Raw genomic sequence first — 20,410 nt, forward strand, 5'->3', positions numbered from 1 at the left:
AAAAAAGACGTCCTGAGACGTCTTTGTTCCTATATTTGGTGGAGGCGGCGGGGCTCGAACCCGCGTCCAAAAAGCCTACATCCTCGGCACTACATGCTTAGTCTCTCTTTTGGTTAACCAAGTACACTCCGAAAGACAGGATTGCAATTGGCGAGTCCAGTACTGTTTCGCGGTTCACCCCTGAACAAGGTTCCCTCGCTATCAAATGTAAAGGTGACCATCTATATACTCTGCCCATTTGAGAAACGTGAGCAAGATGGCTAGCTAGCCTAAGCTGCTAGAGCGTAGTTATCGTCGTTTGCAACTATAACTGTGCGGCTTTTTACGAGGCCAACCGCCCCTCGGCATGCTCCTAGGGTTTCGTGAATCTTGTCGAATCCAGAATCGCCCCCAAGTACAAACTGATTGTAACCCGTGTATTCCCTTATAAACAAGGATAAATAGTACAAGTTAAATCGATTGTTCGTTATCCGTACGCTTTTTCCGTTGTAACTTATTGTTGAACGGCTTTTTTCATCGTACGTGATTTTTCAATCTTCCACTCGCGCTCTTTGGTGTCATCACGCTTGTCGTGTTCTTTCTTACCTTTACCTAGGCCAATTTCAATCTTGACCCATGCACCTTTTCGCCAGTACATAGAGATAGGTACGATAGAATAGCCTTGACGATCCACTAAGCCTTGTAACTTGTCCAGCTCGCGACGGTTAAGCAGTAGCTTACGATCACGCATAGGATCACATACCACATGTGTCGATGCAGTATTGAGTGGAGTGATAGTGCAACCAAATAGGTAAGCTTCACCATTTCTCAGGAACACATAGCTCTCAGATAGGTTTACTTTACCCACACGAATTGCTTTTACTTCCCAGCCCATTAAGGACAAGCCAGCTTCAAATTTTTCTTCAAATTTGTAGTCGAAAGTGGCGCGTTTATTACGTGCTATCGTCGCTGGTGGGTTCTTTGATTTCTTTGCATTATTCTTAGCCATAGGCAGCCATTATACTCGCGCTAAGCAAATATGGAATTGGCCAAATCAATTTATTACAAGTTTTATCTCTTTGCCGAGAGAGTTTGTCTGCTTTTTAGGCGCTCAATAGGCTAGCACAGTATCAAAGATGCGTTTTTTTGTGTTCATGTTAAAATCGGCGTTTCGTGTTTAATTACTGAGTACCATTCGACAGATGCCGCAAATTTCTCGCAGTGTATTAGTGCGCTTCAGCGCGATGCAGATGTATGACCTAGTCAATGATGTTGAGTCTTATAAAGAGTTCTTGCCCGGTTGTGTCGGGGGCAAGGTCCTAGAATTTGATGGCAAAACCATGGTCGCCTCGGTGGATGTTGCAAAGGCGGGGATCAGTAAAACCTTTACCACACGCAATCAGGTTATTCCTGGTAAAAGTATTCAACTGCAGTTAGAGAGCGGTCCGTTTAAAGAACTTGTTGGTGAGTGGAAGTTTACCGAACTGACCGAAGATGCCTGCAAGGTCGAGTTTGAGTTGAGTTTTGAGTTCTCAAGCTCTATTGCCGACTTGGCTTTTGGTAAAATATTTAAAGAGTTGATGGCGTCAATGGTGACGGCATTTACCAGCCGCGCAAAGGTGATTTATCAATGAGTAACGAACCAACCCCATTTATAGTTGAAGTGATCTATGCGCTGCCCAAGCAGCAAAAGCTGATTAAGGTTAATGTCACGCCGGGAGCCACTTGTATTGAGGCGGTCAAATTAAGTGACATGCAGCTTTATTTCCCAGAGATTGACCTAGATACCGTCAAGCTTGGCATTTTTAGCCGCTTAGTTAAACACGACGAGGTGTTACAGCCAGGGCAGAGGGTTGAGATCTATCGCCCATTGATCGCCGACCCTAAAGATGTGCGCCGTAAGCGAGCTGAGAAGGCCAAAGACGAAGGCCGAGTCAATAAGAAGACTGGTAGTAAGCTTTAATAAACCTCAGTGGTTTTAATAAAAAATGGCGATGCCCAAAAGGGAATCGCCATTTTTGTATTCATCTCAGTGGTTAGTTATTTAAAGTTATTCAAACTTTTCAGAGAGTGTCTCAGGTTGAGTTTCTTTCTCTTCAACTAACGGTTCTGCCTGAGGGCGTTGTTCTGGGATCAGTGGCTCACCTTCAGGTGTATTGATCTCAGGTAACTTACTTTCTTCGAGCGGTGTACTGAACTCAGGACTTAGCTCATAATCGCCTTTCACTTCGACAAGTTTATCACCATCAAAGTTAATAATAAGTTCTTTATGGATGATGCTCGCATCACGACCACTCTTGTAGTGGTAGACGTAATACCAAGTGTCGTCAGAAAAACTGTCGCGTAAAACCGGACGACCAAGCACGTATTCAACCTGCTCTTTAGTCATATCAATACGCAACTTTTCGACTTGCTGTTTCTCCATATAGTTACCCTGAGGAATATCAGGCTTATAGATCAACCAGTCAAAAACACCACAGCCACTAAGTGATAACGAGAGCGCAGCAGCGCCCAAAAGGGTAAGACTTTTCTTTTTAATTGTCATTGAATGCGCTACTTCATAAAAATCTGTCGGTCATAATACCCAAGCACTCCCCCTTATGACAAGGGCTATTGCGTCAAGCCGTGCTTGGAGCGTAATTCTTTAGTTCAATACAGGATTTAACATTAAACCCTAATTAATGATTATATGGAGTCGGAAATACCTAAGAAGTTCATTATCTATAGATATCCAGCTGATTAGTCGCTTCGTTTTGTCATTTAATCTTAGATAAGACCACCTTGTTATCTACCTCAAACAATTCACTTTATCTTACTGATAAGAAAGCTTTAACTGAAAGTCACACATGCCACTTTAAGAAAGAAGACCCACTAGTCTAATTCTGGTTTAAGTTGCAGAAATGTTGTGTTAAGTTAACATTGTTTCTTCATGAAATTTAAGCCTTTAAACCTAACCTTAGAAATCCAAGTATGAAGCCAAAGCCTTGAAAGTTAAGCTTTGGTCAGCGGCTGTATAGAATGAGCTAGAACAAGAATAAAGTTTACATCGATAGGCAGAGAGTAGATGACAACAGAAAAAGGATCTTTGGTTTGTGTCGGCACCGGGCTTAATTTAGCCGGGCAGATTAGCGTATTGAGCAAAAGCTATATTGAGCACGCTGATGTGGTGTTCTCTCTGGTGCCGGATGGGTTTGCCCAGCACTGGCTTGAGTCGCTCAATCAAGATGTGCGCAGCCTTCAGCCCTATTATGCCCAAGAGGGAGAAGTTAAAAACCGCCGCGATACCTACGAGCAGATGGTGGCCGCTATTCTGGAACAAGTGCGTCTAGGCAAAAAAGTCGTCTGCGCTTTATACGGTCACCCAGGCGTGTTTGCTTGTGTCTCGCATTTTGCGATTGCTCAGGCAAGAGAAGAGGGCTATCAGGCACAAATGGAGCCGGGTATTTCCGCAGAAGCCTGTTTATGGGCGGATGTCGGTATCGATCCGGGGGCTTCTGGTCATCAAAGCTTCGAAGCCAGTCAATTTATGTTCTATAAGCACATACCTGATCCAACAACCCACCTCTTGTTATGGCAGATAGGCATTGCCGGTGAGCACACCTTAACCGAATTTCATACTTCATCAGACAGGTTACAGGTGTTAGTGGAGCAACTTAATGAGTGGTACCCGCTAGAGCATGAAGTCGTACTCTATGAGGCGCCTAATTTACCAACTCAATCTCCGAGAATCGAGAGGGTAGCTTTGAAGCAACTGCCATTTGCGCAGCTTTCATCTATTACCACCTTGCTCATTCCGCCTTCGCGGGAACTTGAGTTTAACCATGAGGTATTGGCCAAGCTTGGGATCACCGCTGATGATTTGGGTTAATTGTCTTGCCGGTAATGGCATGATAATTAGGTGTTTTAATGCGTGCTGAACCTGCGTTTAATGGCAGGTTCAAGTGAATTGAAGTAATAGCAGTTAGAGTGTTAACGGCTAAATAAAGTAGATAAGTAAAATAAGAAAATTACAGTAAGAAACCAAAAACAACCAAAGATGTTCATTTAAATTAAGGGAATAAAAATGTCAAAGTTTAATGAGTTTTTCGAGAAGTTAGGTTCAGATGCCAAGTTGTTAGAAGAGTATAAGCAAGATCCTCAAGGTGTGATGCAGGCTAACGGCTTAAGTGATGATGAAATCCAAGCGGTAATGTCGGGTGATGACAACCAGATTAAATCACTATCAGGTGGTCAGAATTATCGTTCGCTTATTTTGATCCATTCATTTGATAAAAAATAAAGTATGAAATTAATTGTAGTTTTATGCCTTACTTTTATTCTTTTCTGTCCAGTTTATGGGGCGGAAAGTAAGGTTAGCTACGATTTAGCCTTGTCTCAAATTGACAAGGCAATTAGCTCTTCTCCTGAAGAAGTCGAGGAGTTAATAGATAATTTGCTTACTTCTTGGGATGGGCTAACCCAACAGCAGCAATTTAGATTGATTGTTTATCAAGCTATTCAAAAGAGCTATGCAGGAGAGTATCAATCTTCTAAGGAGTTATTGCTAAGCGTTGAAAGTTATGAAGTAAGTGATGAACTATTGACGGATATTTATCAATATCAATCCGCAAATTTACTTGGTTTACGACAGTATAGCGAAGCATTTCAGTTGATGGATAGCTACCTAAAAAAAATTAAGGTAGACGATGATCTTGATACTAAGGCTGGCGCCTATGTTAGGTTGGCTAATTTAGCGTTAAACCTAGATGCTAATGAAGAGCTTAGAGAATATAGTGAGCGGGCGCTTTTATATACTAAAGAAGGTAATAGCCGGCTTCGTTGCTTTTCACTAATTTTGAGTTCATATGCAGACTTGAATGAATTTAAATACTTACAAGCCGAGAAAGGGTTTGCTCGGAGTAAGGAATATTGTGAAAACAAAGGATTTCCGTTATTTGGCTTTGTATCTGAAAAAGGCTTGGCAGAAATTGCTATAAAAGGAAATAAATATAAAGACGCTGAAATAATGCTTAACAAAGTTCTCGATGGATACAATAAGTATAATTATAACTTTGAAATCGTAAGTGTTCATGCCTTACTCGCTGAAACGAAGCTATTGCTAAAAAAGTTTTCTGAAGCGGAGGAGTTTGCGAATCGAGTGATGATTTTAAGTGATGAGCCTAGTCACATAAAATATAAAGCGATTGCCGCGAAAGTACTGTCACAGAGCTATGTTGAGTCAAAGCAGTATCAGCTTGCCTATGATTACCTTGAGTCTCACCAGAACTATACAAGTTTGATCCATGATGATACCAAAGCTAAGGCCAATGCGTACCAGATGGCCAAGTTTAAACACCAAGAGCAGGCACGGGAAATCGCATTACTTAACCAGGAACGGCAGTTAGTAGAAGCTCAGAAAGAATTAGACCAAGCCGATCGTACTAATGATGTCATGATTATGACAATGCTGACTGGCAGCGTAGTGTTCTTATCGTTATTTTTGCTATATAGCCACAGGCAAAAGCTACGTTACCGTAAGTTGGCGTTAACAGACAGGCTAACGGGGGTTTATAACCGTGGTGCAGGTCAGGACTTTGCCGAGAACGAGTTTGTACAGGTAAGCCTGCGGAAAGCACACTTTTCTGTGGTTGTGCTTGACTTAGATCTGTTTAAAAACATCAATGACAGCTTCGGTCATGCAACCGGAGACTGGGTGCTAAAACATGTGGTGTCGGTGATCAAACCACTTATTCGCGATAGCGACATTTTTACTCGTATGGGAGGTGAAGAGTTTGCCCTGTTTCTGCCCTATTCCTGCGAGCAAACAGCACTGAAGATTGCCGAGCGTTGTAAGGACGCGATAGAAGCGATTGATACCAAGTACTCAGGGCATGTGTTTAACATTAGTGCGAGCTTTGGTGTATCGAGTAATGACCGAGAGGATCTCAGTTTAGATCCAGTTTTAAAGCGTGCCGATATTGCACTTTATGCATCGAAACACTCGGGTCGTAATAGGGTGACGTTATATAGTCCAGAGCTTGAGCAGCAGTGCAAAAGCGGCGAGACTCAGCGCTCACTGGTATTTAATTAACATTCGATCACTATCTAATGAGTTTCTAGCTAGGCCTGAGTTTTGAGCGAGCCAGGTTTAGTTAGAATAAAGACAGAGTTGAGCGACTCCAGCAGATAACAATAATCGATATTGTTCATTCCCGGCTATTAAGCTTAACCGTTATTCTCTAAGGCCTTAAGCGCCATTTCTGTTATGTTTATTAGTTGCTAATCCGACTAAGCCGCTTCTTAGCTTATCAACCCCTCACCCTTCACCTTACCCTTTGTCTGGTTCACTTAGCCTGTTCATTTAAACTTGTTCAATTAATCTAGCTCAATGATATTAGCCGATATCCGTCTGTTGTAGCGCCTGTTTAGGGGGGAATTTAAACTTTTTTCGGCTTGAACCAATGTTTTTTGAGATGTTGGTCACTATTTATCGTCAAGGAATCAATAATAGTCCAGTCTCGCTTATATCTCGTTAACGTAAACGTAAGATTAAAACGGGTGTTTGAAAATGGTCTCGTCTGATCCTTATTTAAGTTTTTGTTTTAATGAGCTTTTATAGATTAACCTAGAGGTGAGGAGTAAACGCAGTGCTGAATCGATATGATGTTAGCTTAAGCTTTTTACTGGCAAGTTAGGTTAACGCTGTGAAATATAATAACGAACTTAGTTTTACTCCTCGCTCTATGGTCAATTTGTCTTACAAGTCTTAGTTCTTAAGCTCCATAATTTGTCTTTATTGGGTTTTATCTAGCTTAATCAATTAGTTGTCTTATTGGTTTTTACGGTGTGTTTGTGAGTTAACGCAGCTGAAACTGCGCTTTACTGGCATCGGCGGAGACGCTGCAGACTTGCAACTAAAACTTTTAGTCAGTAGGTTTTGTTGTAAATCAACAGATGCCGACTTAGGGCGCTTAGCACCAACGCACAAGTTATATGGCTTAGCCCATATGGGGATAAGCCATAAGAAATAAGTCATAGGTTTGAAGGCTCGAAGCAAGCATTACTATGAGAGGGTGGGTGTTTTGAGCTTTTAAGCTTGCACACTGACGACCGAATGCTGTCAATGTTTGGTGTCATCGAGGATATGGGAAAGTTTTAGGAGATATAAAAGATGACTGAGCAACTAACTGCATTAGAAAGCGCTGACACATTGGTGTCGAGCCAAGAGTTACAGATTATCGGGCCTACAGTTGCAGAGCAGGAACAGGTGCTGACCGAAGGCACACTGTGTTTACTTAAAGCCTTGTGTAAGCAGTTTGCTCCTGAGGTGCCGAATTTATTAGCCAACAGACAGGCTAAGCAAGCGCGCTTCGATTCAGGTGAGTTGCCCGATTTTTTAGAGGAAACTAAATCGCTACGCCAGCGAGACTGGCAGATCCGCGGCATTCCCAAAGACTTGCAAGACAGGCGTGTAGAGATCACAGGTCCTGTGGATCGCAAGATGGTGATTAATGCGCTTAATGCTAATGCCAAAGTGTTTATGGCCGACTTTGAAGATTCATTGGCTCCTAGTTGGCATAAAGTAGTACAAGGACAAATTAACCTGCGTGATGCAGTAAATGGTGATATTAGCTACACAGCTGAAACAGGTAAGCATTACTCTCTGAGTGACAATCCTGCTGTACTCGTCTGCCGAGTGCGTGGCCTACATATGCAAGAGCGGCACGTACAGTTTGGTGGCGTTGCCATTCCCGCTGGCTTGTTTGATTTTTGTGTCTACTTCTACAATAACTATCGCAAGTTGCTCAGCAAAGGTAGTGGACCTTACTTTTATATCCCTAAGCTAGAGAGTCATTTAGAGGCAAGGTGGTGGGCAAAAGTGTTTGCCTTTGTTGAAGAGCGTTTCTGCCTGCAGCCAGGCACGATTAAGTGCACCTGCCTAATTGAAACGCTTCCGGCAGTGTTTGAGATGGATGAGATCTTGTATGAGCTGCGCTCTAACATAGTTGCCCTGAACTGTGGCCGTTGGGACTATATCTTTAGCTATATTAAAACCCTAAATAACCATAGTGATAGAGTGCTGCCCGATAGGCAGTCGGTCACCATGGATAAGCCATTCTTAAGTGCCTACTCTCGCTTGCTGATCAAAACCTGTCATAAGCGTGGCGCCTTAGCCATGGGCGGCATGGCGGCCTTTATTCCCTCCAAGGATGCGCAGATTAACCAGCAAGTGTTGGCTAAGGTTAAGCAAGATAAGCAGTTAGAAGCGCGTAATGGTCATGATGGGACTTGGGTTGCTCATCCAGGGCTGGCCGACACTGCAATGGCCATTTTTAACGAGTACATAGGTGAAGATCATATCAATCAACTACACATTACCCGCGATGTTGATGCGCCTATTCACGCCAGAGAGTTACTCGAACCCGCAAAGGGCGAGTGCACGGAGGCGGGTATGCGTCTCAATATTCGAATCGCACTGCAATATATCGAGTCTTGGATTAATGGCAACGGCTGTGTCCCTATTTACGGATTGATGGAAGATGCGGCCACCGCCGAAATATCTCGTACCTCTATCTGGCAGTGGATTAAGCATCGTCAGCAATTATCCTCAGGAGAGGTGGTGACTCCATCGCTATTTAAACAGATGTTGGTGGAAGAGCTTGCCAATGTGAAAGATGAAGTGGGAGCAGATCGTTTCACCCATGGTCGATTTACTCAGGCGGCAGTGCTGCTAGAGCAGATCACTACTTCAGATGTTCTGGTCGATTTCTTAACAGAGCCGGGATATCAAATGCTGGTGGAGTAAGCCCCATCTTATAAAAGTTTGGCTGCATTTTGTAGCTTGTGTCCCCCGCACAGTATTCCTACGTGCTGTGCGGGTTTTTATTCGTTACCCTTTTTGTATCATTTTTGCTTGTGATTATCGGCTCTTCGGAGCCTTTTTTTTTGCAAAAAATGATTGAAATTGGCACGGCTTCTCTCGTGTTTACTCAGGCAAAGGTATAAGGTTAATGGCATGTAATTATTCGGTGTTATCTATTAACCGATAAACAGTTTAACCACTACACTGTGAATATAGGTTTTTGCAGCTATTAGGTGATTTACCAAAATGAAGCTGTGTTTCTGGCAACGGGAATAGAGTGAAATTATAACCCCACTTTAGTTTGAGACTAGATGGTGTCGCGGTAAAAGATGGGAGACACGTGAAAACGACTAATTTTGAAAACAATAAGTTCAAAGGGGTTGAGTATTGGACCAATCGCATCAGCGACCAAGAGATGCCAGCACTTTGCTCAACGGTTAAAACATTAGAAAAACTTGCGAAGGATGATGTGTCTTCGCTGTCGATTCTGGGTAAGAGTGTGATGCACGATAATGCGCTAACCTCCAGAATTCTACGAGTGGCAAATAGTGTCACCTATAGCAAAGGTATAAGCCAAGTCACCACGGTGAGTCGAGCGGCTGTGGTTTTAGGTTTTGATACTATTAAGAATATTTGCATCACCGCTAAGTTACTCAGCAGTTTACTAGAGGCTGAGGGACTGTCTGAGAACGTCTACAATCGAATGATTAAGCTGATGGCACAAGCATTTTTGGCGGCAATGCTGACTAAAACATTGCTTAAGGATTATGACGAGGAACTTCAAGAGGAGGTGTTTATTGCCTCTTTACTTTATCACTTAGGTGAAAGTGCATTTTGGAGTACAGGTTGTGGAGAAACCTTAGTCTTAGATAGTAAGTTAAGCCGTTGCGACACGGTGGCGGAAGCGAATAAGGCGATTCGAGATGTGCTAGGGGCAAGCTTTGAGCAGTTATCTGTGGGGCTTGCGCGTAACTGGGGCTTAGGCAGTTTACTGATAAAATCACTCAGCTTGCCAGATGAACGCACCCCTGAGGTGCGCAGTATCTTCCTCGCTAATAAGCTCAGTGAGCTATTATGCCAAGATAGTCCAAATATGGCTGAGCTGTCGAAGCGATTAAAGCAAACGGCGGATATGCTAGGTATTGAGGTCGATGAGCTAAAGGGGCGTATGCTGCGTTGCCATAAAGCAACGAAAACCATGGCCGATGCCTACGGTGCTAGAATTTTACTGGAGTACTTGCCTAGCCCTAAGCACTTGAACGAAAAGTTTGAGAAACAAGAGCCTGAACCCCTTATTTATGTCCCCAATGTTAACCATCAGCTGGAGTGTTTACGCGAACTAACGCAATGTGCGTTAAATAGGGAGGACTTTAATCAGGTACTTTCTATTGCGCTTAAAGGCATTTTGACTGGTGTTGGAGTCGATCGCTGCTGTGTGTTGTTACTGAGTCCTAACCGTAAGTCGTTGCAGCCAAGAATTGTACTGGGCGATGATGCAGGAAAGGTAAAGGCTTCATTTAATATAAGGCTAGAGAGTGGCCAGAATGTTTTTCAAGACTGTATCTCCTTGAAAGAGGCTTTGTTTGTTGATAATCCCCACTCTGCCAAGTGGCGCTTGTATATGGATGATAATGTTAAAACCATTACTGGCGCTACCGGGTTCATGCTAGCACCACTTATTATGGATCATACCGTGATTGGGGTGATCTATGCCGATAGAGACGGCTCTGGTCGACGTTTAATGGCGGAGGATTTTGCAAACTTTACCCATGTCGCCAATATGGCGAATGTTTGCTTCTCTGCTGTGGTAAAGTAGCGCCATTTATAATGGTATAAAGCGCTACTTATCTAATCTGACAAAGCTTGCGTGAATTGCTTATGTGAAGAATTAATTGAACTTCCCTTAGTGCTTGCCCGCTGCTTTGATCTGCTCTGTGATGGACTTCGCGATGGCATTGGGGATTGGAAAGCTTAAATGATATTGGGCAATCTTCCAGCCATTAGCTGTCTTGATTAAGGTGCCGGTGCCACGGCTCACGCCATAAGAGGGGCTTGATAAAATCTCGTCAAACCATATGACATCTCCGTGCTGGGTCATCTCTCGACGAGTTAAGTCATAGCGCCAGCCTTTTGTTGGTCTGGCATAGCGTTCAAACTCCGCTTTTCCCCAGTGCTCGTTGACATCTGTACCAATAAAGATCCCTTTTTCATCATACAGGGCAAAATAGTTATCCCAGTCTGCAGCCGAAGAGTACTGGTTTAAGGCGTCCAAAACTGCAGCTGCTTGCTGCTTATCGCTGTTTGGCGTCTCGTTAGCCGATAGGTTCATTGAAAAGGGGATGAATAGCAGTAGGGCTAAGCCCCATGCTTTTGGAGAGGACAGAGTTAACATACGCATCCTTGTTCTGAATTCTTGTATTATTTGTCGTCTATCGATTTTATCGTGGTTAAGATTTTAGTGCCAATTAACCGGATCGAGCTGATAAAAACCGCTGAGTTCTCGGTATAGATCGGGGTGCAAGGCGATAAACTCATGGGGACGTTCGAAAAATACTTCGCATATCACCGCAAAAAACTCTGCTGGATTGGTGGCACCATAGTAGTTAAATAGTGACTGCTCCCCGGTTTGACTCGCTCTGACCAAAGTTTGATATTCCCTCATCAAGACTTCAGACCAAGAAGCGTAGTCTTGGCGATGTTTGAGAGGAGGGGCACCATTGGCTCTGCCATCTTCTTGATCGAGTTGATGCGCAAACTCATGGATCACAACATTACTTCCATCATCGGGAACCGCGGCATCGAACTTGGTGGTTTGCCACGATAAGATCACCCTGCCGTGTTGCCATGACTCCCCAGAGAGCACTCTGCGGTGGTTTGATACTAGACCATCACCGTTTTGTTGTTCTCCTTCAACAATGAAAGGGGATGGGTAGATAAGGATCTCTTTTAGTGTGGGATAGAAATCAGTTTGTCGATTAAGCAGTAAAAGGCAGGCTTGAGCGGCAACTGTCACTCGAATATCATCATCAATTTGTAAGCCATCACAGCCGACAAAACGTTTCTCTGCGATAAAGACCTGAATATGTTTCTTGAGCTGTAACTGGAGATCTGTGGGTAAGACGCGAAAAAATGGAATGCGCCTTTTTAATATGTCGCGCCATTCTCGCGGGAAGGGTTGCTTGGTGATGACTTTACGTCGACGCCTGTCACGCCATGAGGTGCTAGCAATCCAGCCGATGGCGGCAATACTAAGCAGAATAATAACAGAAATTGCCAACATTGATTTCCTAGCCATTGAGTAAGGTTGCGTTACTCATGATATATGGCGCTTATGATTAAAATTCAAGCGTGGGTAGTTTTTCAGACGGATACTGGGAGTTATATCTGTTGCTATTAATATTTAGCGATTAGAAAAAAATGCTGGCAGTGCAGTACTTCAAAACTGTTCGTCAACTGCCAGCTAAGGGAAGGGAGAGTTACTCTTATATCCTTGGTTTTATTCAACGACTATTATTCAACAATAATGCTTTTCTCTTTTGCTCTTCTTTGTTCTGGGCTCAAATTAAAGTGGTGTTCGATTAGAAAGCGAATGAGTTTAGATTTAGCGACATCACAGTCATCGGCTAACTCGGCTAAGTGGGCAATGGCAGATTCAGTTAGGGTGAACGTGGCCTTCCTTACTGGGAAATTGCCTTTTTTAACCGTTAATACCTTTTCCGCCAAGCGCTCAACCTTATAACTATCAGCACTTCTCAAGTTAGCTAGACTCTCTCGCTGAGAATAGCGTTCTAAGTCCACCAATTCACTCTGCTTGGGAGCTTGCTCTTCTTGCCCAAGAGCATATCGGCTAGCATCATTGATGAAATCATCGATGAGATCTTCGAGCGCTAATTGGCTCGTTTGGATCTGCCTATGGGTTGTGCTAGACGGCGTAGAGTTTTTCTTGAGATCTGCCAGACCCATAATTACCTCTCATCTTATTCATTTGCTTTTCAGCAAGCTGATTACGAACTTCGGTGGCGTTTGCAACCTCAAGCATCTCACAGGCAATGCCTCGTATTTCTGTGGCAGCCTTACCCTTAGGCTCAATCTCGAGTACCGATAGGCCAGACTCTTCACTGTCATCGTAGATATTTCGGCTGTAGGTAATGGCATCTAAAACATTGATGTCGTAGGTCTTACAGACATCTTTTGCTTCGAAGATGCGGTTGGCTTGATTCGGTAAGCTTGGACATTGAGTAATAACAAAGGTGGCGCGCATCTTGGGATTTATCATCATACAGGTGGCGACGATATCATCCATGTGGCTGACAGTTTTTAGGTCGCGACGCTTCGGTCGAAGAGGCATCAGTACATGTGAGGCTACAGACATGGTTGCACGTAATGCTAAGTTATCTTGACCGCCACAATCGACAATTACATAGTCGTAATGCTGCTCTAGACTGAGAAGATCGTTGCGAATTTTACCATAGAGCTGCACGCAATTGATGCTGGGGAGATCAGGGTTATTATTGCGGGCGTGGATCCAGTCTGATGTTGTGCGTTGAGGATCGCAATCGACCATAATAACAGAGGCTCGGCATTCAGCTGCTAGAAATACAGCGATATTTTGGGCTAGGCAACTCTTACCACTGCCACCTTTTTCGCCACCAACGAGTATGATCATATTTATATCCTCTTTGTACGCGATGAATTTTATTTACTGATCTTCATAAAATGAAATGGGGTGATAGTTTGCGTACGGTTAAATGTGTTGAGCTTGTTAACCTAGGTATTTAACTCACCTTATCTCTCACCTGTCAGATTAATCTAGGTTGCATAGCCAGCTTCGTCAACTGTATGATTTTTGACGTATTTATTTTATTTGACCCGTGATTGTTTTTTGACGCTCAGCTTGTTTTCGATGGTTTTTTGGCGCTGCATGTTAGGTGTTGAAATCTGTGGTTATTTGTTAAATTAATTAACTGCTTAGCTGTATAGGTCGGAAATTAGCAACCCATACTTGTAGGCTTTGCTGTGCTAACAAGCTTATATCGAGTCAGTTAATCTTATATAAGTTATAGATATCCAGTTTTATATTCATAAATAATATAGTTGTTTGAGGACTAAAGTCGGGGATAAATAGTCTACTTTTTGTTGGTACCGATAAAACTGTAATTTTATCTAGCTTTGATAGAATGAGATTTGAAAATAGAATCGTTCCTATGATTGAACACAGAGACTCATTTACGATGGATGAAAAGCTGTTACTCGAAGCCATTACCCAGAAAATGCCTTTTGGAAAATATGCGGGAAGGCGTCTACTCGAACTACCGGAACCTTATCTGGTTTGGTTCCATTCAAAAGGTTTTCCTGAGGGGAAATTAGGTCAGCAGTTAGCCTTAATGTATGAGGTTAAGCTCAACGGCTTAGAAGGGATGCTGCAACCTATATTAGATGAGGCCAAACGCTCTTAAAGAGTTTGCCACTAATCGACTATAGGTTGGCAGCAACAAAGAAAGTTCCGTGGTAGAAACTAAAATATCTGGTTATGAGAGTTGGATCTAATAGTTGAGTTTTTAGGCCAATTTAGTTGTGATTAATTAGAGATTTATAATCTATTGCATGCTTTAATATTGATGAATTGATAACTTATTTAAAGGAAATTTCCGATGATAGCTAAATTAGTGAAATTGGCTGCAGCAGCAACTCTAGCACTGGGTATCTCAAGCGCATGGGCACAAGGCGTTATGCATGAAGGTACTGTCATGGACACTATGAATGGCGGCGGTTATACCTACGTTCAGATCAAAGAAGCCGACAAGACTTTTTGGGCTGCGGGTCCACAGGTTGAAGTAAAGAAAGGCGATACTGTTGTTGTTCAAGAGCAGATGTGGATGAGCGACTTTAGCAGCAAAACCCTAAACCGTACTTTCGATAAGTTACTGTTTGTTGGTCGCATCGATAAGAAGTAATTGTTACTTTGACACCTTAAGCTAAGTAAGCTTGGCTTTAGAGAGTCAACTTGAAATGGCGTAGACTGAGTCTACGCCATTTTCTTTTTTGCTAAACTGCCGCACAATAGCCTTTTCACTCTGTTTTCGCCCATGTTAAAAATCATTCCGTATCAAAAATGTTATGCACCTGATGTATCTGTATTGGCACATATGGCCATCAGCCAGATAAGTGATGACATTTATACGCAGCAGGAAAAGTCGGCTTGGTCCTATGCGCCGCGATCGAGTTATCACTGGCATAAGCGTTTGTTACGCTCAAAAAGCTGGTTGGTCGTAGACGAGCAACGCATAGAGTCGGGGCGCGCTTTTTGCTGTGGTTTTATCAACTTGGAAACGCACTTTAAAAGTCGCGGCTATATTGATAGCTTGTATGTTCATCCTCAGTACCAGCAACAAGGAGTGGCTGGGCGGCTATATGAGGTATTAGCTCAATGGGCAGTTAACAATGCACTGCCGGAGCTCTTTGTCGATGCATCTAAATTATCTAAGCCACTGTTTGAGTCTCAGGGCTTTAGGCTTCGCCATCGGAGCTATCAAGAGAAACGCGGCATAGTGATTATGGGATATTACATGAGCAAGGCGTTAGCCGCTGTTCCTCAGTCGTAAGTGGCTAGCCTGTATAAAAGGATTTTAACTATGGAAAAAAAGCGTTTTATTGTACGTCCCTTTACCCGCAGTGATGTTGGGCAACTCGCCCAAGTGTTCCACCTTAGTATCAATCAAGGCGCTAGCTCCCACTACAGTGAAGCAGAAAGAGCCGTATGGTCACCCAACCTTCGAAGCAATGATTACTGGTTAACCCGCTTGTCAGGGACTAAGACTTGGGTTGCCGAGTGCGATTTGTGCATTGTGGGCTTTATCAATTTGAAAGCAGATGGCTCGATAACAGATGATTTGAGAGCTGCAGACTTGAAAACAGCGGAAGTAGATTGTTTGTTTACCCACCCAGATTACACTGGAATTGGGGTTGCAAGTGAGCTGTATCGAGCAGTTGAGGAGCACGCTAAGCTGTTAAGACTCAATAGCCTCACCGTTGAAGCTTCATACTTAGCCAAGCCCTTTTTTGAGCAGTTTGCGTTTCAAGTTAAGTGTAAAAATAGTCATCCTCGTGATGGTCAACAATTAGTTAACTTCAGTATGTTTAAAGAGTTAATATAAGGGTAAGCGTTAAAACTCATAGTGAACGATTACCCTTTAAATTGATTTAGCTATCACAATTGATGATGGCTAGTGTAGTGAACCTGGGGCTCAAGCACTTCATCTAATATTTGCGTCTTGCTGATAAAGCGAGTAAAAGCACCTGGGAGGGTTAAGCCTTCAACATCTCGCTGCCAAATAGCTTGTAAGATGGGAAAGTAACCTTCTTTGCCTGAGGTCGTATAGGACGAAGATACCCCTGTGTAGTAGGCGGCTGCATCAACGCGTTGCCACAATGGTTTACCTGCTACTACACGTAATAGCTCAAGTTTAATGATACGTTGCCCAAGCGCTTGCCTACCGTCATAGAAGTATTTTAAGCCATATGTATAAGGAAAACTGCCGGCGCCAGTGCCTATGACACTATTATTGGTTGCGGCGTTAATCGCTGATTCAAGCATCTGAAATAGATACTGGCCCTGGATCTCATAGGTCACCAGAGGAATATCAAAGGGCAGAATCCGACCTATCACCTCAGCTAAGCTAAGTTCGCCTTTATCTAACGATTGGCGGACTCCGCCAGCGTTATGCAGTGCAAAGTCAACATTTATACCTAATTCTCGGGTTTCTTGATACATGCTACGGCTCACCCAAGGTGCAATTTCACTGCCGTGAGGCAGGGCTTTGCTTGGGAGTCTGGTATGTACTAGGCTCTTGGGTACGAAGCCCAATATCTTGTTGTTTAGTGCATCTAAACTCGGACGATATTTCTGTAAAATTTGGTTCTGAACGCGGCTGTCCTCACCATCCCATAGAATAAGTGGATGAGACTCGAGCGTTAAGCGCACATCTTGGTAATCTTGTGGGCTGACATCGTCAGATGCCTGCAGAATAAACTGCTGATCTAACATGAAGTAGTTACCCCCTGTCAGCTCCAATACCTTACCTTTCCCATCGAAGAGGATGTCGGCAATGCCTAAGGTCTCGGCATATTTGCCAGCGTGCACAATGGCGGTATCGTTAACCCGTTCACCATAGGGCATATTCGATAACCCAAGTGCGCTAAAGTCGCCTTGCAGCGTATGTGAGTGGCCACCAACTATGAGGCTGATCCCATCGACTTCTGCGGCCAGCACTTTATCTTGATCCAGTCCAAGATGGCTCAACACGATAATATGGTCGATCCCCTGAGCTTTTAGCTGAGTGACCGTGCGTCGAGTGGTTTGGATTGCGCTGACAAAATGAGTATCTTCATCGGGACGGGCGATCTCTTTCATCTGATCTAAGGTGATGCCGATAATTGCAACTTGTCTGTCTTGTAGCGGCTTTAACAGTACTTTGGCCGTTTGAGAAACTGGGTCGAAGTCCAGCAGATTCCTATGACCACCAAGACGTACTTTCTTCTGTTGGCATTCTTGGCTCAAATCCATGTTGCCCGCCATCAGCGGAAAACGGATATCATTCAGAAAGTCTACAACTGGCTCGCTACCGGCATCAATCTCGTGATTGCCAAGTACCATCGCATCTGGCTGGAGCATATTTAACAGGTCTGAATTGGCCTTACCTTTAAACTCATTGAAATAGAGAGTGCCTTGGAAACTGTCTCCGCCATGCAGAAATAGAAAGCTCTGTTGATTGTCCTTGGCGGCAGCTCTTGCCTGCTTGAGCTGATAGGCGATACGGGCATATCCACCGGTGTGGCTATAAAGAGTCAGCTCTTTTGGCTGGGTATCAATCGTAAATTGAATACGGCTAGCATCGAAGTGAGAGTGAGTGTCATTGATGTGGGCAAGTTTTAACTTGTACTGCTCTAATTTAGTTTGCTGCGTTGTCATCTTATTCCTCTGGACCAAACAAGGAGTATAACACGGCAAGTACAAAAATTAACATGCCGATGTTGCATGCTAGCGGCAGGATGAACAAGTTTTAATTTAACTCTTTGGGAGTTAACTACTTTTTGAATTGACTCTTTTTCAAGTTGAATTGCGCGCGCAGAACTCTGAGGAGCTGAATCCGTTAGGGTTATATTGATTATATTAGGCATTAAAAAAGGGAGCTAAGCTCCCTTTTTCGTTCTGATCTGGTTTAATTTTTCTCTTTTTCGAAATCACCATCATCAGACAACACGATACCTTTGTGTTTCATGCGGCGGCTCCATAACTTACGTGCAAATTGCTGCATGTCGGTTACAGGGTCGTTCGAGTCAACAATCTCAAGGCCAAGTAGTGATTCAACAATATCTTCTAAGGTAACAATACCTTCGTGAGATCCGTATTCATCGACAACCATCGCGATTTTGGTATTTCGCTTAATCATTAGCTCGAACAGAGGCAGAATTTTAGCTGTCTCGGGGATAACTAATAGATTCTTAGTCAGTACGGCGATCGACTCTTTTGGTGTCGTACGCTCGGCCAACAAAATATCGTTTCTATTAACGTAGCCAATAATATTATCTGGGTCTTCGTCATAGACAGGAATTCGAGTAAAAGGCTTCGCCATAAATTGGCGGGTAAAMTCATCTTGAGTCAAGTCGTTAGGCAATCTAAAGAGTACAGTTCTTGGTGTCATGATAGCCGTTACAGGCATCTCTTTAACCGACAGCATCTGAGTTAGAATCTTAGACTCTTGCTCATCAAGCTCCCCCGATGCACGACCAATCTCTGCCATCGCGCTCATCTCTTGGCGAATGTACTGACCTTCGTCACCTTTACCCATTAATTGAGTAACCTGTTTCGACATCCAAATAAGCGGTAACGTACTACGCTCCATCCAAACCAATGCGATAGAAACTGCAGGAGCAAGAGAGCGCCAGTAGTTTGCACCTAGAGTTTTAGGGATGATCTCTGAGAAGAAGAGAATTAAGAAGGTAAGAACACCAGAAAATACGCCTAGCATCTCGTCGCCGAATACCTTTGCCGCTTGCGCACCAGCAACAGCAGCACCAACGGTGTGTGCGATAGTGTTTAGCGTAAGGATAGAAACGAGTGGAGATTCAACATTCTCTTTCTGCTTAGTTAACCTGTTAGCTGCACCTGGGTTGGTTTTAGATAATGAGGCTATGTAGCTCGGCGTGACTGAAAGCAAAACGGCTTCAAACACACTACAAAGAAAAGAGACTGTAATCGCGACAAATATTATAATGATAAGGGTTATCATAAAGGTGAAATTACACCTCCAAATGGCAGACCAAAAGTAGTCTGCGCGGATTCTAGCACAGGTTTTGATCTTTGGTGATAGCCTGCTGGCTAATATTTGTTAAGATCTGTATAATTCGCCGCCCGCAAGCAGGTTTTAGGTTTTTTTGAGGTTAGACTAAATGAGTGAAAAGAAGATCAATTTATTGGATCTTGATCGTAAGGCATTAAGAGCGCTATTTACCGAGATGGGTGAAAAGCCATTCCGTGCCGATCAATTGATGAAATGGATTTATCATTTTGGCGTTAGTGACTTCGAAGAAATGACGAACATTAACAAAGCATTGCGTGCAAAACTTGCCGCAAGATGCGAAATCGTAGCGCCTGCTATCTCAAGTTACCAAAAGTCATCAGATGGCACCATTAAGTTTGCTATCAACGTCGGCGATGGCCAAGAAGTTGAAACGGTTTATATTCCTGAAGATGACCGTGCGACCTTATGTGTCTCTTCTCAAGTAGGTTGTGCCCTTGAATGTACTTTCTGCTCAACAGCGCAGCAAGGTTTTAACCGTAACCTTACCGTTGCCGAAATTGTCGGCCAAATTTGGCGTGTTGCCGATTTTATCGGTTTCGTAAAAGACACGGGTGAGCGCCCAATCACGAACGTCGTGATGATGGGGATGGGTGAGCCGTTACTAAACCTTAAGAACGTCATTCCTGCGATGGACATCATGCTCGATGATTTCGGTTTCAGCCTTTCTAAGCGCCGTGTCACGGTATCGACTTCTGGCGTGGTGCCAGCGCTAGATAAGTTAGGCGATGCACTGGATGTTGCCCTAGCGGTGAGTATTCACGCACCAAACGATGAGCTACGTGACGTATTAGTACCGATCAACAAGAAGTACCCATTAGAAGAGTTCTTAGCCGGAATTCGTCGCTATATTGCAAAGTCGAATGCTAACCGCGGCCGTGTTACGCTTGAGTACGTGATGCTGGATCATATTAATGACAGCACAGATCAGGCTCATGAGCTTGCTAAGTTGATGAAAGACACGCCATGTAAGGTTAACCTTATTCCGTTTAACCCATACCCGGGCTCACCTTATGGGCGTTCATCTAATTCTCGTATCGATAGATTCTCGAAAGTATTGATGGAGTATGGCCTTACCGTTATCGTGCGTAAGACTCGTGGCGATGATATTGACGCGGCTTGTGGTCAGCTAGCAGGCGATATTCGCGATAGAACTAAACGTTTAGCGAAAAAACAAATGCAACAGAGCCAGATTTCAGTCACAATGAACTAACTCTTTGTATCTACTGGT

General features: G+C 43.6%; 20 protein-coding genes and 1 other RNA gene. 12 read left to right on the plus strand and 9 right to left on the minus strand.

Going from position 1 to position 20,410, the window contains the following annotated elements; translation table 11 throughout:
• Positions 1 to 36 precede the first annotated feature (36 nt).
• Positions 37 to 392, minus strand: a transfer-messenger RNA (tmRNA) gene (ssrA, locus tag L1D44_RS04860).
• Between the two features lie 101 nt (positions 393 to 493).
• Entirely contained in the window at positions 494 to 988 is a 495-nt protein-coding gene (smpB, locus tag L1D44_RS04865) for an SsrA-binding protein SmpB (RefSeq protein WP_202722360.1), read from the minus strand.
• Between the two features lie 193 nt (positions 989 to 1,181).
• Between smpB and L1D44_RS04870 the strand changes: the two genes are divergently transcribed.
• Entirely contained in the window at positions 1,182 to 1,613 is a 432-nt protein-coding gene (locus L1D44_RS04870) for an SRPBCC family protein (protein ID WP_220767182.1), read from the plus strand.
• Positions 1,610 to 1,942, plus strand: a complete 333-nt coding sequence (locus L1D44_RS04875) for an RnfH family protein (RefSeq protein WP_239889061.1) — start codon at positions 1,610 to 1,612, stop codon at positions 1,940 to 1,942. Before L1D44_RS04870 ends, L1D44_RS04875 begins: the two co-directional genes overlap by 4 nt.
• Before the next feature lie 87 nt (positions 1,943 to 2,029).
• Here L1D44_RS04875 and L1D44_RS04880 read toward each other — a convergent pair whose 3' ends face one another.
• The gene (locus L1D44_RS04880; protein WP_239889062.1) at positions 2,030 to 2,524 is read right to left on the minus strand and encodes an outer membrane protein assembly factor BamE; all 495 of its coding nucleotides are present in this window, start codon (positions 2,522 to 2,524) and stop codon (positions 2,030 to 2,032) included.
• Between the two features lie 519 nt (positions 2,525 to 3,043).
• Here L1D44_RS04880 and L1D44_RS04885 point away from each other — a divergent pair.
• The 5 genes from L1D44_RS04885 to L1D44_RS04905 all read left to right on the plus strand — a co-directional run bounded on the left by L1D44_RS04885 (position 3,044) and on the right by L1D44_RS04905 (position 10,637).
• The gene (locus L1D44_RS04885; RefSeq protein WP_239889063.1) at positions 3,044 to 3,847 is read left to right on the plus strand and encodes an SAM-dependent methyltransferase; all 804 of its coding nucleotides are present in this window, start codon (positions 3,044 to 3,046) and stop codon (positions 3,845 to 3,847) included.
• A 195-nt stretch (positions 3,848 to 4,042) separates the two neighbouring features.
• Positions 4,043 to 4,258, plus strand: a complete 216-nt coding sequence (locus L1D44_RS04890; RefSeq protein ID WP_239889064.1) for a hypothetical protein — start codon at positions 4,043 to 4,045, stop codon at positions 4,256 to 4,258.
• Between the two features lie 90 nt (positions 4,259 to 4,348).
• Positions 4,349 to 6,049 (plus strand): GGDEF domain-containing protein, encoded by a 1,701-nt coding sequence (locus L1D44_RS04895; RefSeq protein ID WP_239889065.1) that lies wholly within the window; start codon positions 4,349 to 4,351, stop codon positions 6,047 to 6,049.
• Between the two features lie 1,080 nt (positions 6,050 to 7,129).
• On the plus strand, positions 7,130 to 8,764 hold the full coding sequence (gene aceB, locus L1D44_RS04900) for a malate synthase A (RefSeq protein ID WP_239889066.1): 1,635 nt from the start codon (positions 7,130 to 7,132) through the stop codon (positions 8,762 to 8,764).
• A 397-nt stretch (positions 8,765 to 9,161) separates the two neighbouring features.
• Entirely contained in the window at positions 9,162 to 10,637 is a 1,476-nt protein-coding gene (locus L1D44_RS04905; protein ID WP_239889067.1) for an HDOD domain-containing protein, read from the plus strand.
• Between the two features lie 87 nt (positions 10,638 to 10,724).
• On the opposite strand, the gene L1D44_RS04910 is transcribed toward L1D44_RS04905, so the two are convergent.
• The 4 genes from L1D44_RS04910 to L1D44_RS04925 all read right to left on the minus strand — a co-directional run bounded on the left by L1D44_RS04910 (position 10,725) and on the right by L1D44_RS04925 (position 13,487).
• On the minus strand, positions 10,725 to 11,213 hold the full coding sequence (locus tag L1D44_RS04910; protein ID WP_239889068.1) for a nuclear transport factor 2 family protein: 489 nt from the start codon (positions 11,211 to 11,213) through the stop codon (positions 10,725 to 10,727).
• Positions 11,214 to 11,276: 63 nt separating this feature from the next.
• On the minus strand, positions 11,277 to 12,101 hold the full coding sequence (locus L1D44_RS04915; protein WP_239889069.1) for a M90 family metallopeptidase: 825 nt from the start codon (positions 12,099 to 12,101) through the stop codon (positions 11,277 to 11,279).
• Between the two features lie 230 nt (positions 12,102 to 12,331).
• A complete protein-coding gene (locus L1D44_RS04920) occupies positions 12,332 to 12,784 on the minus strand; it encodes a CopG family transcriptional regulator (protein ID WP_239889070.1) in 453 nt (150 codons plus the stop codon).
• Positions 12,744 to 13,487, minus strand: a complete 744-nt coding sequence (locus L1D44_RS04925; RefSeq protein ID WP_239889071.1) for an AAA family ATPase — start codon at positions 13,485 to 13,487, stop codon at positions 12,744 to 12,746. Before L1D44_RS04925 ends, L1D44_RS04920 begins: the two co-directional genes overlap by 41 nt.
• 565 nt (positions 13,488 to 14,052) lie before the next feature.
• Here L1D44_RS04925 and L1D44_RS04930 point away from each other — a divergent pair.
• The 4 genes from L1D44_RS04930 (at position 14,053) to L1D44_RS04945 (ending at position 15,975) form a co-directional block, all read left to right on the plus strand.
• The gene (locus L1D44_RS04930; RefSeq protein ID WP_108944029.1) at positions 14,053 to 14,277 is read left to right on the plus strand and encodes a DUF3820 family protein; all 225 of its coding nucleotides are present in this window, start codon (positions 14,053 to 14,055) and stop codon (positions 14,275 to 14,277) included.
• Between the two features lie 195 nt (positions 14,278 to 14,472).
• On the plus strand, positions 14,473 to 14,775 hold the full coding sequence (locus tag L1D44_RS04935; RefSeq protein WP_220767170.1) for an NrfJ: 303 nt from the start codon (positions 14,473 to 14,475) through the stop codon (positions 14,773 to 14,775).
• Positions 14,776 to 14,907: 132 nt separating this feature from the next.
• The gene (locus L1D44_RS04940) at positions 14,908 to 15,423 is read left to right on the plus strand and encodes a GNAT family N-acetyltransferase (protein WP_239889072.1); all 516 of its coding nucleotides are present in this window, start codon (positions 14,908 to 14,910) and stop codon (positions 15,421 to 15,423) included.
• Between the two features lie 30 nt (positions 15,424 to 15,453).
• Positions 15,454 to 15,975 (plus strand): GNAT family N-acetyltransferase, encoded by a 522-nt coding sequence (locus L1D44_RS04945; RefSeq protein ID WP_220767168.1) that lies wholly within the window; start codon positions 15,454 to 15,456, stop codon positions 15,973 to 15,975.
• Between the two features lie 53 nt (positions 15,976 to 16,028).
• On the opposite strand, the gene L1D44_RS04950 is transcribed toward L1D44_RS04945, so the two are convergent.
• Complete coding sequence (locus L1D44_RS04950) at positions 16,029 to 17,789, minus strand: bifunctional metallophosphatase/5'-nucleotidase (RefSeq protein ID WP_239889073.1); 1,761 nt, start codon at positions 17,787 to 17,789, stop codon at positions 16,029 to 16,031.
• Between the two features lie 250 nt (positions 17,790 to 18,039).
• A complete protein-coding gene (locus L1D44_RS04955) occupies positions 18,040 to 19,110 on the minus strand; it encodes a hemolysin family protein (protein ID WP_239889074.1) in 1,071 nt (356 codons plus the stop codon).
• 160 nt (positions 19,111 to 19,270) lie between these two features.
• On the opposite strand from L1D44_RS04955, the gene L1D44_RS04960 reads away from it, so the two are divergent.
• A complete protein-coding gene (locus L1D44_RS04960; protein WP_220767165.1) occupies positions 19,271 to 20,392 on the plus strand; it encodes a bifunctional tRNA (adenosine(37)-C2)-methyltransferase TrmG/ribosomal RNA large subunit methyltransferase RlmN in 1,122 nt (373 codons plus the stop codon).
• Positions 20,393 to 20,410: the final 18 nt, after the last annotated feature.

This window comes from Shewanella sp. Isolate13, assembly GCF_022398325.1.
Taxonomy (GTDB): Bacteria; Pseudomonadota; Gammaproteobacteria; order Enterobacterales; family Shewanellaceae; genus Shewanella.